Origin of the sequence: Prevotella brunnea (assembly GCF_008016795.1) — a bacterium.
Classification (GTDB): domain Bacteria; phylum Bacteroidota; class Bacteroidia; order Bacteroidales; family Bacteroidaceae; genus Prevotella; species Prevotella brunnea.
On sequence record NZ_SDIK01000007.1, the window covers coordinates 1 to 14,328 of the forward strand.

Annotated in this window: 12 protein-coding genes, 1 tRNA gene and 1 pseudogene; 9 read left to right on the top strand and 5 right to left on the bottom strand. The window is 38.6% G+C overall.

Annotated elements, in window-relative coordinates:
* The first annotated feature begins 428 nt into the window (after positions 1 to 428).
* The 4 genes and pseudogenes from ETF27_RS00745 to arsB all read left to right on the top strand — a co-directional run bounded on the left by ETF27_RS00745 (position 429) and on the right by arsB (position 3,024).
* A tRNA-Cys gene (locus tag ETF27_RS00745) sits at positions 429 to 499 on the top strand.
* Positions 500 to 596: 97 nt separating this feature from the next.
* Positions 597 to 1,526, top strand: a pseudogene (locus ETF27_RS00750) (ArsA-related P-loop ATPase); the annotation flags it as partial.
* A 4-nt stretch (positions 1,527 to 1,530) separates the two neighbouring features.
* Positions 1,531 to 1,959: an arsenate reductase ArsC gene (locus ETF27_RS00755; protein WP_130828691.1), complete on the top strand. Its 429-nt coding sequence runs from the start codon at positions 1,531 to 1,533 to the stop codon at positions 1,957 to 1,959.
* 12 nt (positions 1,960 to 1,971) lie between these two features.
* The gene (gene arsB, locus ETF27_RS00760) at positions 1,972 to 3,024 is read left to right on the top strand and encodes an ACR3 family arsenite efflux transporter (RefSeq protein WP_130828690.1); all 1,053 of its coding nucleotides are present in this window, start codon (positions 1,972 to 1,974) and stop codon (positions 3,022 to 3,024) included.
* A gap of 253 nt (positions 3,025 to 3,277) precedes the next feature.
* On the opposite strand, the gene tamL is transcribed toward arsB, so the two are convergent.
* Positions 3,278 to 5,545 (bottom strand): translocation and assembly module lipoprotein TamL, encoded by a 2,268-nt coding sequence (tamL, locus tag ETF27_RS00765; protein WP_130829719.1) that lies wholly within the window; start codon positions 5,543 to 5,545, stop codon positions 3,278 to 3,280.
* A gap of 84 nt (positions 5,546 to 5,629) precedes the next feature.
* On the opposite strand from tamL, the gene ETF27_RS00770 reads away from it, so the two are divergent.
* The 4 genes from ETF27_RS00770 to ETF27_RS00785 all read left to right on the top strand — a co-directional run bounded on the left by ETF27_RS00770 (position 5,630) and on the right by ETF27_RS00785 (position 9,322).
* Entirely contained in the window at positions 5,630 to 6,325 is a 696-nt protein-coding gene (locus ETF27_RS00770; protein ID WP_130828689.1) for an RNA methyltransferase, read from the top strand.
* A 650-nt stretch (positions 6,326 to 6,975) separates the two neighbouring features.
* Entirely contained in the window at positions 6,976 to 7,269 is a 294-nt protein-coding gene (locus ETF27_RS00775) for a nitrous oxide-stimulated promoter family protein (RefSeq protein ID WP_130828688.1), read from the top strand.
* A gap of 24 nt (positions 7,270 to 7,293) precedes the next feature.
* A complete protein-coding gene (locus ETF27_RS00780) occupies positions 7,294 to 7,701 on the top strand; it encodes a rhodanese-like domain-containing protein (RefSeq protein ID WP_240048092.1) in 408 nt (135 codons plus the stop codon).
* Between the two features lie 733 nt (positions 7,702 to 8,434).
* Positions 8,435 to 9,322 carry a hypothetical protein gene (locus ETF27_RS00785; RefSeq protein WP_130828687.1) on the top strand — a complete coding sequence of 296 codons (888 nt, stop codon included), beginning with the start codon at positions 8,435 to 8,437 and terminating at the stop codon, positions 9,320 to 9,322.
* A 274-nt stretch (positions 9,323 to 9,596) separates the two neighbouring features.
* Here ETF27_RS00785 and ETF27_RS00790 read toward each other — a convergent pair whose 3' ends face one another.
* Complete coding sequence (locus tag ETF27_RS00790; protein WP_130828686.1) at positions 9,597 to 11,048, bottom strand: aminoacyl-histidine dipeptidase; 1,452 nt, start codon at positions 11,046 to 11,048, stop codon at positions 9,597 to 9,599.
* Between the two features lie 332 nt (positions 11,049 to 11,380).
* Between ETF27_RS00790 and ETF27_RS00800 the strand changes: the two genes are divergently transcribed.
* Positions 11,381 to 11,977 (top strand): OmpH family outer membrane protein, encoded by a 597-nt coding sequence (locus ETF27_RS00800; RefSeq protein ID WP_130828684.1) that lies wholly within the window; start codon positions 11,381 to 11,383, stop codon positions 11,975 to 11,977.
* Between the two features lie 138 nt (positions 11,978 to 12,115).
* Here the strand turns inward: ETF27_RS00800 and ETF27_RS00805 are convergent, their stop codons facing one another.
* From ETF27_RS00805 to ETF27_RS00810, 3 genes are all read right to left on the bottom strand, one after another.
* On the bottom strand, positions 12,116 to 13,465 hold the full coding sequence (locus tag ETF27_RS00805; RefSeq protein ID WP_130828683.1) for an MATE family efflux transporter: 1,350 nt from the start codon (positions 13,463 to 13,465) through the stop codon (positions 12,116 to 12,118).
* Positions 13,466 to 13,761: 296 nt separating this feature from the next.
* The gene (locus ETF27_RS11295) at positions 13,762 to 13,902 is read right to left on the bottom strand and encodes a hypothetical protein (protein ID WP_165444184.1); all 141 of its coding nucleotides are present in this window, start codon (positions 13,900 to 13,902) and stop codon (positions 13,762 to 13,764) included.
* Positions 13,899 to 14,288 (bottom strand): alanyl-tRNA editing protein, encoded by a 390-nt coding sequence (locus ETF27_RS00810; RefSeq protein WP_240048094.1) that lies wholly within the window; start codon positions 14,286 to 14,288, stop codon positions 13,899 to 13,901. The genes ETF27_RS11295 and ETF27_RS00810 overlap by 4 nt, the downstream gene beginning before the upstream one ends.
* Between the last annotated feature and the right edge of the window lie 40 nt (positions 14,289 to 14,328).

Consider the following 14,328-nt stretch of genomic DNA (forward strand, 5'->3'; position numbering starts at 1 on the left):
GTGAATTCAGGAAAAGACAGATTATTCTTCATTCATCTATCCAAAGCTTACCTTTCACGTTTCAAAAGCTTACCTTTTACAATGCAAAAGGTAAGGAATTGGAGTGCAAAAGATAAGCTTTTACAAAATAATTAATATCATACTGATTTTCAACAAGTTATGAGACGTGCTTCGGGCGTAGTTTTTGTAATATAATTTCGCGGTACTGGTCGGATCGAATTTTTACGATCAAGCCACCCCTCAAGAACTCGATTTACAACCAACAAATGGTATTGGATAATCCCTTTGGTTCATTAAAAGTTGGAATCCACTCCTTGAATACTTGTAAGACCTAAAATTATTGAAACTTTTGATTTTTCTTTAATGAAAATTTGGCAGTATGAAATATTATTGCTAAATTTGCATCCGCATTTCAGATGGAATATCATGGTGCCTGGGCCGGTCGGTTAGGTAACGGTCTGCAAAACCGTGTAGAGCAGTTCGATTCTGCTAGGCACCTCTTATTGTATAGTAAAATATCAGGATGGGTATCCCTCCTGATATTTTTATAATTTCAGATAGTTAAAATTGGGTCTATAAGGGGTCAGTCGTAAAATGCCCTGAAACAGATTCCTGCGGAGTTGCTGGAATATCCGTCTTATTATGTCCCTTTACGGTCATACAATTTATCTAATATTGCGAATATCTGCCGGATGCTTTACAGTGATAATTTAACAAATGATGCGAGCTATCAGCGGATTACCGATGCCATAGGGATGGATGAACTGGTAAACGACCTCTATCAATCAGGAAAAAGGGTTGTTTTTACTATGGGAAAAGGCGGCGTGGGAAAAACCACTTTAGCCACTGAAATAGCCCTGAAATTAACAAAACTTGGTGCAAAGGTACATCTTACCACCACTGACCCCGCAAACCATCTGAATTATAACCTTGCTGTTCAGGCTGGCATTACGGTAAGCCGTATTGACGAAGCGGAAGTGTTGGAAGCCTATAAAAACGAGGTTCGCAGCAAGGCAGCGGAAACAATGACAGCCGATGATATGGAATATATAGAGGAAGATTTACGTTCACCGTGTACGCAGGAAATTGCAGTATTTAGGGCTTTTGCTGAAATTGTCGATAAGGCAGAAAATGAAGTCGTAGTAATTGACACCGCACCTACTGGACACACTTTGTTGTTGCTGGATGCAACGGAAAGTTACCATAAAGAAGTTCAATGTACACATGGCGACACTCCCGCTTCCGTAAGAAAGCTGTTACCGCGTTTGAGAAGCCCGCAGGAAACAGAAGTCGTTATTGTGACCCTACCCGAAGCAACACCCGTATTTGAAGCCGAACGTTTGCAAATGGATTTACAACGTGCCAGGATTAATAATAAATGGTGGATCGTGAATGCTTGCTTGTCATTAACTGACACTGAAAATTCTTTCTTGCGAGCAAAGGCGCAAAATGAATTGGTTTGGATTAAGAAAGTAGAAGAATTGTCAAAGGGAAATGCTGCCCTAATAGCTTGGAAAAATAACTAAAAACATGAAGATTTTAATTCTTTGCACAGGGAATAGCTGCCGCAGCCAAATGGCACATGGCTTTCTACAATCATTTGACAATAAACTGGATGTCTTCTCAGCAGGAACAAAACCTGCTGAAAAGGTTAATCCGATGGCGGTAAAGGTTATGGAAGAAATAGGTATAGATTTAGCCCATAATATCCCTAAAAGTGTAAACCTATATATAGGGCAGGAATGGGATTATGTGATTACGGTCTGCGGTGGGGCAAATGAAAGCTGCCCAGTGTTTACTGGTAAAGTCGGGAAGAGACTGCATATAGGATTTGACGACCCCTCGGAAGCAATCGGAACGCCAGAGTTTATAAACAGTGAATTTCATCGGGTACGGGATGAAATAAAAGCCCGTTTCTATGATTTCTACCTGGACGAATTAAAACCACAATTAAGCTAAATATTTGTTATTATGGAAAAGAAACAAGGAATTGGATTTTTTGAAAAATACCTGACTATCTGGGTTGCCTTGTGCATCATTATTGGAATTGCCGTGGGACAATGGCTTCCAGCAGTTCCGCAAACATTAAGCAAATTTGAATATGCCAACGTGTCTATACCTGTGGCAATCCTGATTTGGTTAATGATTTATCCGATGATGCTAAAAGTGGATTTTCAAAGTGTTAAGAATGTCGGCAAGCGTCCGAAAGGAATAATAGTCACTTGCGTTACAAATTGGCTGATAAAGCCATTTACCATGTTCGGAATAGCCTATTTGTTCTTCTATGTAGTTTTCAAAGCCTTTATACCTGCCGGATTAGCCGAAGAATATTTAGCTGGGGCGGTACTATTGGGGGCTGCACCTTGTACAGCTATGGTGTTCGTGTGGAGTTACCTTACTAAAGGGGATGCCGCTTATACACTGGTACAAGTGGCTGTGAACGATTTAATCATATTGGTAGCGTTTGCCCCTATCGTTGCTTTCTTGCTGGGAGTTGGCGGCGTATCAATCCCGTGGGACACTCTGTTGTTATCCGTAGGGCTGTTTGTTGTGATACCACTTGCTGCCGGGATCATTACCCGAATAATGGTTATCCGCCGCAAAGGTGTGGAGTATTTCAATAACGTATTTATTAAGAAATTTGATAATTATACGGTAGGCGGGTTGTTATTAACGCTTATTATCCTGTTTTCATTTCAAGGAGAAACGATACTGAACAATCCTCTGCATATCTTATTGATTGCAGTTCCGCTTGTGTTGCAAACAGTTCTGATATTCTTCGTTGCTTACGGTTGGGCGAAATGGTGGAAATTACCCCATGATGTTGCCGCACCTGCCGGAATGATTGGGGCAAGTAATTTCTTTGAATTGGCGGTTGCTGTGGCTATTTCTCTTTTTGGTTTACAATCCGGGGCTGCAGTGGCTACGGTGGTGGGCGTGCTGGTCGAAGTTCCGGTGATGTTGATGTTAGTAAGGATTGCCAATAACACACGAAGCTGGTTTCCGACTACAAAATCCCAATAGGGCAAAAATCCTAATCTAACTTTATCGTAAAAAGGCTTGGTGCCGGAAATGTTTTTTCCTAACGTTTTCGACATTCTGCCTTTTACAAAAGTCAGAATAAAGATACATTTTTCGGCATTAAGACAACCGTATTTTTTTTCTTGAGTACTTTTGATGCTGTTTTTGTCATGTAATTTCACAGTGATAATCAGGTCGCATGTCCGGTATCAAGAATCTGTTTACCACCGTCTGAATACGAATTGGAAACAAAACGTTAGAATGGCAATCCCACCGCAAAATGAAGAGTAAAATCGCGTGCAAAGTTTGGATGAATTATCGGATAATGTTCTTTCGTGGTTTCATAAGCCGGATTAATGGCTTTCATGCCCGCATCGAAGCGAAGAATAAAATAATCGAAATTCAAACGCACTCCCAAGCCGTACGACATGGCGATTTGTTTATAGAATTTGCTTAACTTAAACTGCCCACCCGGTTGCTCCGTATAATTTCTTAACGTCCAAATATTTCCGGCATCTATAAATGCAGCCCCCTCAAATTTCCAAAGCAGGTGCGTACGGTATTCCATGTTCAAGTCGAGTTTAAGGTCTCCCGTTTGATTTATAAAGTCGATTCTTCCGTCCGTTCTCCTAAACCTTCCAGGTCCAAGTTCGCGAACACTCCATCCTCGCACAGAGTTTGGACCTCCCGCGATATAACGTTTTTCAAAAGGTAGCACTTTGCTATTGCCATAAGGCCATGCGATACCTATGCTACCATGAAGAATAAGAGAATTTTTAGGATCAAAAAGAAGAAGTTTAGTATAATCAATATCAAACTTTGCGTATTGAGCGTATGCGGTATTAAATAGTTTATATTGTCCTTGTGAATCTTCCTTGAGATGAAATAAACTTGAAGCTCCGTTTAGAACGTTTCCCGCTGATTCGATTTGCATTCGAATGGCATTATTGTTATTATTATAAACAACAGAAAAACCCATCTTCATGATAAATAAATCTTCATAGTTATAGCGTAATATAGCATTTCTGTTATTTACATCATCCAAGTAATCTTTCTTAAAGGTCGCACTAATCCAAGGCATATAGACATGGCTTAAATCAAGGACATCAAATTCAAAATTCAAGAACTTCGTTGGTTCTGCCCAATGATACTTCCATGAAGCCGAGAATACACGTCTGTGAAATTCTGGTCTGTTTTGTAAGTCCCAACTAATCGATACTTCGGATGTGGCATTGCTTCTTCGTCGAAACTCTCTTGTTGAAAAAGGTGAGAGAAAACGTGGAAATTTCAGACGAGACAACACGCTGTATTCTTCGTAATTATGATTATCGTATCCTTCTAATCCTGAAATAGCTTCGAATGCCGTTCGTAATTCCAAACTAAAAAGTTCGCTACCTTTAAATAGGTTTCTATTCTGATAAGTTAGCGTAGCGGCAGCTCCAAAGTTTCCAGCTGTATTGGTACCTTCAGGACGAAAAGATATTGAGTGTGGCTTGTTGTTCGATAGGTGAATATTGGCATCTAAATAATGAATGTGAGAAGGCTTACCTCCTAAAGTCCTACCTAAGATGATTTTCTCAATATCCTGGTGCTCTCTAAACTCTATATTCGTATATCTTATGGCACTCAAACGTGCAAAATTATTATACGTCTTTTGCAAATCGCTTGCAGAATAAAATTTACCGGTCTCGATAAGATTGTTATCCGTGATGATACTATTCCTAAGTTGTAATCCGGTGGAATCGCCCGGGAGTATGTTCACTTTACCGATACGATATCTGGGGTGCAGCGATAATTCTTCTGTACTACTTGCTTTATATTTTGTCAGATGTAAGGTGATATCAACAAATTTAGAACCTTGCACGGAATCGGCAGTATAATAGATAAAATCCTTATTAAAACGATAATATCCAGAATCATTCAATATTTTGGTCAATCTTTTCCTTTCATTATCCAAAGCGGAAACTGTGAACTGACGTGGCGTCCGATTACTCAATTTTGTGTTTAAGTGCGGATTTAGTACCTTTTCCACTATAGAATCTTGAATATCATAAACAAAGCTATTAATCATATAAGGATTGCCGGGATGCAGAATGTAAATAGCTGTCAACTTTTTCCCTTTCACTTTGGTCTGCAATTCCACCTTTGCCTTCATATATCCCATGTTATTCAACGCGGTTTTTAAATCTTCCGCCGACAATCGAGTCTCTAAGGTATCATACACTACGGGTTCCTCTCCCATTTTTCGCAGAGTTTTATTAATCCACTTTGTAGTATCTTGCCCGGATAAGGCATAAATTCCCAAAGGTATTTTAAAGAGCGAGAACCATCTTGAATTAGCTTTCTGTCTGACATACTGTTCAAACTGTAAAGCATCAAAATTCTTTTTATTGGATTTTATCTCCACTTTGTCCAACAAATAGTCTCCTTCACCAACAAACTTATCAGCTGAACAGGAATTCAACAAAAATAAAGCGATAAATAAAATCGGAATGAAAAAAGTCAATGGTTTTGAACGATGCATCTCTATTTTCTTATTTTTGCGCAAATATACTAAAAAGTTAAGGTATATGTAGCTTGGATAAAGAGTTTTTTGTAAATTTGCCATATGATTTCCAATAATAAAATAAAACTTATCCGATCATTAGAATATAAGAAAGGAAGAGAAAAAGCGCAACTATTTGTGGCGGAAGGTCCGAAAGTCGTCAATGACTTATTGGCTTCCGGATTTGAAGCCGTAGAGATCTTTGATGAATTTGAGGATATAAAAAAAATATCTTTTTTGCAACATCCGCAAAATAAGATGGGAATCTTCAAACTAAAGTCTGGAAACATTCGCAGTTTCTCCCCCGAAAAAGAATTGGCAATAGGTATAGATGACGTCCAAGACCCGGGAAATTTTGGAACCATCATTAGGATTGCTGACTGGTTCGGAATTAAACACATATTTTGTTCATTAGGAACAGTGGACTGCTGGAATCCGAAAGTGATTCAAGCCACGATGGGGAGTATTGCGAGAGTTGAAGTTCATTACCTTGACTTGAATGAATTTATAGACTCTCTCCCACCCCATTACCCCATCTACGGAACGGTACTTGATGGAAATGACATTTACAATGAGGAGCTTACACCAAATGGGATTATTATTATGGGGAATGAGGGGAAAGGAATTTCAAAAGAGATAAGAAACAAAATAAACAAGAAATTACTCATTCCAAATTTCTCAAAACAGGAATGCAAAGCGGAATCGCTTAATGTGGCAATTGCAACGGCGATCACTTGCGCTGAATTTAGAAGGAGATAAAAATACGATGGTAATTGAAAATTTAGTAAAAAACAGAAGTATTTCGAGTTGTATATCAGCCGGACATAATCTATGGAATAAAAATTTCATGAGTTTGTGCAGATACACTATATGGCATTTACTCACAACCGCTCTTGCAATGTCTATAACCATCATCCTACTGCTTGAGAGCGTATGGTATTTTTGGCAACCGGCATTGCTCCTGACAGTATTTCTTTTTAGCGCTTTCAATTATAAATCCTTGAGATTTATAAAGAATGTCCCGATGCTTAAAGAAAGACTATCGTTAATCTCAAGAAGTTTTCCCGGATACCTTTCTTTTTCTCTATTGGCGAGCACCATATCGCTAACAATCTATATGATTATTGCCACACCCCTGTTCATATTGTTGTATTGCTATATAGCCAATCAAAACTCAATAATTCAAGGAGATGAAAATTCGCAAACAACCTTTTTTACCATCTTGCTATATCTAACAACTTTCGTCACAAGCGTTATTATCCTCTGCATCCATACTTGGAAATCATTCGCGATAGCGTTCTTATTTGGCAGAATGATGGCAAAAGAAAATGTTGAAAACAATGAGAAGGATACTGCCATTACAGAGTGAGAAATGTATAATTTCCGAACAACGTAGGAAAAGGTAGCAGATGACAAAAATAGAAAGACAGAAACAGACCGTGCGTGAGATAATAAAACTTTACGCAACACATAAAAAAGGCTGTAAAGAACTGACCGGAGAACTGAAAGAGTTGGCTGATTATTGTGATAAACGATTGGAACATTGCCGTTGGGGAGAAAAGAAACCTGCTTGCAAGAATTGCTCATCACATTGTTATGCTAAAGAAAAACGTGAAGAAATAAGAAAAATCATGAGATGGGCAGGTCCAAGAATGTTCTTCTATCATCCGGTGAAAGCAATAAAACATCTAATGAACAAATAAATCATTTGAAACAAAAATTTTATCATGTTGAAACAAAATTTTATCATGGGAAAAGTCCTGACGGCATTACTTGCCTTAATCGGACTCTCATCTTGTGGCTCATCCATGCAAGTAAAGACCGAAAATGTAAACGTAAACGAGTTTGAGGCGATCATTGCCAAGAAAAAAGTGCAATTGGTGGATGTGAGAACACCTGAAGAATACACAGAAGGGCATATTCCGGGTGCTATTAACATAGATGTATTAAATTCAACATTTGAAACCATAAGTAAAAAACAGCTTAACAAAAAGCATATGGTAGCAGTGTATTGTCGTTCCGGAAAACGATCAGCCAAAGCATGCTCCATACTTAATAAAGAAGGATATAAAACAACCAACTTATTGGGAGGATTTATGGCTTGGGAGGAAAAAGACAAGCGCATAGCGAAATAACACCATATTTGCTGAGAACTTGAGTGCAACTTATGATAGAAACCCCATTCTTTTCAGTCAACTATCCATTTTAGCACTCTCGCAAATCACTTGACAAAACAGATACCGGTCCAATAATGTCCTAAATATTCTTCATTCATCCACCCAAAGCTTAGCTTTCACTTTCCAAAAACTTACCTTTTGCACTGCAAAAGGTCATGAATTGGAATACAAAAGCCAAGCTTTTAAATCGCAATTAATATCATCCTGATTATCAACAGATTACAAAGTGTGTTCCCAATATGGTTTTTGTAATATAATTTCATGATGTCGGACAGGTAGAATGTTCGCTGTCAAGCGTCTGCCATACACCACCTGAATGTGAATTGGAGATATACGCCATGTATGATGAGAGAGAAAACACGTCAAGTCTTATGATTTATGCGATGCTTCGTGAGTTGTCGAAAAATATTTAGTACACTATTGATACCCATCAGATGAATTAATATTTGTAGCACTTTGTCAAGTGATTTATTAGAAAAAAATGATGATGACAATAAAATTGAGACAAGGGATATAAATCAATATAAGATGTATTATATTCAGTTTGGATAATCAATTCGCGAATTTAGGGAATTTCCTTTCCCATTTAGGGAAAATCCCTTTAATTGCCCATCTTTTATTTGTTCTTTTGCATTGTAACATCATAGTGCTTTATGCACAAAATTGATTAAACAAGAAAGGAAACATCACTATGAAGAAGTTTTTATTTACACTCGTCGCAGTATTCACAATATCTGTCTCAGCAGATGCAATGAGCTATGAGCAGGCACGCAATCAAGCATTATTCTTGACTGATAAGATGGCATACGAACTCAATCTTACGGAAGAGCAATATGAAGCCGCATACGAAATTAATTTAGATTATCTGATGAGTATCACCTCGGCAGACGATCTTTTTGGAGCATATTGGGCTCAACGCAATTTGGATTTAAGTTATATCTTATTGGATTGGCAATTCCGAACTTATACCAGTGCTGCCTATTTTTACAGACCGCTGTGGTGGGATGCCGGATACTGGCACTTCGGAATTTACGCACGCTATCCCCAGCGCAACTATTTTTATTTCGGCATGCCGAGATTTTACGCCGTCTATCGTGGCGGACACAGCTGGAGAATGAATGGCGGACGTAGTTGGTATAACGGACGTAATCTTTATGGTTCGAGAGGTAATGGCAACTCATTTGGTATGCGAGATAGATTTCAAAGAGGAGATTATCGAGATGGTTTCAACACACTATCGCAAAATCCACAAGACAACAGAAGACGTTCGTTTGGCAATCAACAAAATAGGAACTTTGGAGGAAGTCGCAACTTTGGCAATATAAACGCACCGAGAAGAAGTTCCACACGCACGACTGTGAACCAAGGAACGGGAAATTTCGGATTCAATTCACCCGAAAGTGGAAGATTCGGTGGCAGTCGAAGTGTTGGAAACGGTAATTTCAGACAGGCACCAAGTCGCTCATTTTCGCCTTCAAGAGGAAATCGTTCTTTTGGAACACAAAATAGGAGTTTTGGAGGTGGTACACGTTCAGTAGGTGGTAATAACAATCGCTCCACATTTGGTGGACATAGATAAATGCCAATTCGGATAAGCTGATAAGAATATGTCCCATATGAGCAACTGAATCTTATTATATGATACGTTTTAGCATTTGAACTGCTACAGAAGACACGTGTTTTTATTCATAGGCTTTCAAATGGTACAAGGGTAATAAATAATGGACATTTGGAGCTTTTCAGCCTACCAAATGTCCATTACGCCTGAATTTATTTATGGCACTATTGAAAAACGCTCGCTTCAAGTTTTTTGCATGAAGCGAGCGATGTCTAAATCTTATTCAGCTAATGGGTTACTTGATGTTTTTCAATACTGCAAGCAAATGATCCCACACCATCTGAGCCGATGGTATATGTAAGCGTTCTTCCGGAGTGTGAACGAAGCGCAGTGTCGGACCGAAGCTAACCATGTCTAAATCCGGATATTTTTCAGAGAAAAGACCACATTCCAATCCTGCGTGTATGCCGAGTACTTTCGGTTCTTTGCCAAAAAGCTTTTTGTATTCTTCGACTGCAACCTCTACAAGCCTTGAGTCAGGGTTCATTTTCCATGCCGGATATCCGTCACCTTGTTCAACCTTAGCACCGGCAAGTTCAAAGCATGCCTTTATGCTGTTAGCAATGTTCTTTAGGTTGCTCATTACGCTTGATCGCTGCGAGGCTACCACTTCTACTTTGTTGTCTTCACTCTGAACGCTGGCAATATTGCTTGAGGTTTCAACGAGATAGGAAATAATCTCGTCCTGACAATTGGCAATAGGACCATTTATCATCGCTTGAATGGCGGAGATGAGATTTCGACTTACTTTCTTTTCCATTACTTTTTGGGTGTCAGCACTTTCCATATTCCAAACCATGTTGGGATCAGACACGTGATATTCGTCTTGAACATCGTTTGTGAAGATGTTCCAATCAGCCTTTACCTCTTCTTTCTTGTTGGTTGGAACCGCGAAAATAACTTTTCCGTCACGAGGAATGGCATTGTGCATCTTTCCTGAGTTCCATTGAGCCAATCGCAAGTCCATTTTCTCTTGCTCCATATAGAGGAAACGCGACAAAATCTTAATGGCATTGGCGCGTTGCTTGTTGATATCATCTCCGGAATGTCCGCCGATAAGACCCTTCAGGCTTGCTTCCATGAAGAAATAGTCCATTGGCGCGTCCTCTCTCTCGAAGGAGAATGTAGCTGCCGTGGTAATGCCTCCGGCACAGCTGACAAAAAGCTGACCTTCGTCTTCTGAGTCAAGATTGATAAGATACTTGCCCGACAAAAATCCTGCTTCAAGTCCGAAAGCTCCCGTAAGCCCTGTTTCTTCATCCACGGTGAAAAGACATTCGATGGGACCATGTTCAATGTCATCTGAATCCAAGATAGCCAATTCGTAAGCACAACCAATTCCATCGTCAGCACCAAGTGTTGTCCCTTCGGCTGTTAGCCATTCGCCTTCAACTTTAGTTTTAATCGGGTCATTGTAAAAATCGAAATCGACATCTACCAACTTATCGCAGACCATATCCATGTGGCTCTGAAGGATTACGGTGGGAACATTTTCCATTCCCTTGGTTGCCGGTTTGCAGATAAGCACATTGCCGGTTTTATCTACCTTTGTTTCAAGGTTGCGACTTTTACCGAATTCCACCAAATATTCAATCATTCTTTCCTCATGCTTTGAGGGACGGGGAATTGCGTTAATCTTTGCGAATTGCTCGAAAACTTGAGCAGGTTTTAATTCTTTGTTTGTCATTTTTAATAGGTTTTTGTTTTGATATCTTCGCGATTTATGTTACCTTTGCCGAAAATATTTATTGCAAAGATATATAAAATGGTTGAGACATTATTATTGAGTATGTTAATAATTGCAATTGCGATAGTATTGTTGAGCATAAGAATCCTTTTTAAAAAAGGAGGGCAATTCAAATCCCAGCATATTCACGATAACAAAGCCTTAAGAAATCAAGGTATTCACTGCGTGTTAGACCAAGACAAAGAGGCAAGAGCACTCAATCGTGCATGCTGACATTACTAATATTTTTTTATGAGAAAAGAAAATAATAACAAAAAAAAAGATATACACCTATGAAGAAATTTTTAAGTGCCATGGCAATTGCAGTAACGACATTTGGAATAATGTCATGTAATAATAAGCCACAATCGAATGACACAAAAGCATCTACAAAGACAGAATCCGCTGCTTCCATTCAAAATGAACAAAAAGTTGCTTATGTGGAAATTGATTCCATCATGAGTCAATATACGTATTGGAAAGAAGTAACCAAAATAATGAAAGCCAAGGAGGCTAATATTCAGAAAACACTCGCCAATAAGCAGCAGTCCATCCAGAAAGCAGCTGCGAACTTCCAACAAGATATTCGCTCAAACAAATATACTCAGGCACAGGCTGAACAAATTCAGGCGAGTATTCAAAAACAAGCTCAGGATGCCGACGTTTTGCAACAGCGATTGGGGAGCGAATACCAAAATGAGGTTGCTAAATACAACAAGGCACTCTCAGATAGTGTTCACCACTTCCTCGTGGAGTATAACAAAGACAAGAAGTATTCTATGATTCTTGCCAAAAGTGGAGACAATATCCTTTATGCAGATAAGACATACAATATCACAAACGATGTTGTTAAAGGCTTAAACAAGGCATATAAAGGAATGAAAAAATAACTATTGATTGAAATCAATATATTCGCCATCCTCGAAGTTCGTGGATGGCGTTTTCTTTACTAATTCGAAAATTAATTTCCGGTGTATCGTAAGCATCCAATATTGGATGCTTACCGTGAAAGATGTGGATTGGTTAAATCATTTATCGGTTTCGAACCGTTTAAATAGATACAAATCAGCCCAAAAATACTGAAGGATGCCTCTAAATGAGAGAAATATCAAGAAAGCTATCCATAGTGCATGATTGCCCATGAGAGATGTTGTAAGAAAGTAAAATCCAAAGAAACACAACATCGCAACTAAAGAGGAGATTAACATACCTTTCGTTTCCGTCATTCCAATGAAAATTCCATCATATATAAAGGCGGAAACACCGGCAATGGGAATCAGACATGCCCATGGCAAATAGGGCTTTGATGCAATGATTACAGCCGCATCATCGGTTAGAAAACGAAGAAATCGTAAACCTCCTAAAACATACACGGCAGTAAAGAAAACAACCATACCCATTCCGAAACAAAACAACTGTCGTAACATGTTTGAAAATCCTTCTTTATCTTTCGCGCCATAATATTTACCACTTAAAGCCTCGCCTGCATAAGCAAACCCATCCATCACATAGGAAAATAAAGTGAAAAGAGTCATTAACAGAGTATTCACAGCAAGTATCATTGCTCCTTGCCTACCTCCAGCACTCGTAAAGAACATATTAACAGCTACAAGGCAAAGGGTTCGCAAAAAGATATCTCTGTTTACAGTAAAGAAATGTTTCCATGCGCCACAATAAGACAAAGTAGAGCGTATAAAACGTAATGAGAAATATTCGTTCCGTTTGGAATTAAAAATACTTTTTCGGTACAAACTCTTACGCAATATATAAAGCCCCATTAAGAAACCTGTCCACTGGGCAATCATTGTACCAGCTGCAACACCTTTTATCTGCCAATCCAACACAAAGACGAAAAACAAAGATGCAAGAATGTTCGTAATATTTTGGACAATGGCTATTATCATTGGGACTTTTGTGTTCTGCATTCCTATAAACCATCCGGTAAGACCATACAACCCCAACATTGCAGGTGCCCCCCATATTGTAATACGAAAATAAATACTCACTAATGAAACAGAACTAATCGGTGTGCCCATAAGAAGTACCATACTCCATTCTATGAACCTTTGGAATAGAATAAACAAGACACCCATGCAAAAACCTATTGTCAATGCACGTAAAAGTACTCGCAATGTATCATCCCACGACTTCTTTCCATACGCCTGAGAAGTCATCCCACTTGTACCCATTCTCAAAAAGCCAAGAACCCAATAGATAATATTAAAAATCATAGATCCCACGGCAATGGCACTGATATAAGTTTCATTACCAATATGTCCAACAATATATAAATCGACAAGACCTAATAATGGAACTGTTATATTACTGACAATAGATGGCAATGCCAAATTCAATATTTCTTTCACCTTCAGAGTCATACTTATAATTCAATAGGCATAATGCATAATTTATATATAATTATTTATTTTACACGTCATAATATAACATTTCCGTAGAATATGCAATAAAAGGCGTATTTATTATATTAATAGTAGTGCTTTTTTTATTATCTTTGCAATGTCATTCAATCATAATAGTGTTTAAATAGTTTGGTAAAGTAAATTAAGAACGAAAGAAGTATTAGTCTGGTAAGGAGATTGTTCGGAATGACTCTTTGTGGTTTAAGTTTAACTTTAAGGCGTGGGGACGGCGAGAGGCTGTAACCGCGCTCTTTTCAATATCTAATGTAATCTTTCGCTACAAGGTCATAATAAAGAGCTTCGAGTTCATCAATGGTTAAATTTTCCACCGAGTGCTCAATCATTCTAATCAACTCCGCCTTACGTGTATCGTCATTGTTTTGATTGAAGTTCATGATGGTATGACTTTAAAACGTAACTTGTACGTCTTTGAATATTCGTCCCAATTTGTACCTAACAATTCAAACCGTCCTATCTGTCGAGTCGAACGTACATGCTTGCCAATGCAAGGACACACATCATAGTCGCCAATTTTCACTACACGTATCTTCTCAGAAGCATTTAAAGAGTTATTTTCAATAGGAAACTTTTCTGCCATTGAAGATGTATTCACCATTTCGCAAATTACGGGCATGTCCAAATCTATGAGCCTATTCATCTCTTGTTCAATTACTTTCTCTTCCTTTCGTCCGGGTTTCGTTTCAAGCACGAAAGACATCATACTTTTCTTGCGTTCAATGTGAGAATTGTGGCTTCTCGTAGTACCAAACATTCTTATCATCAGCTGATTGAGAAGATGTTCGCATGTATGTGCAGGTGGA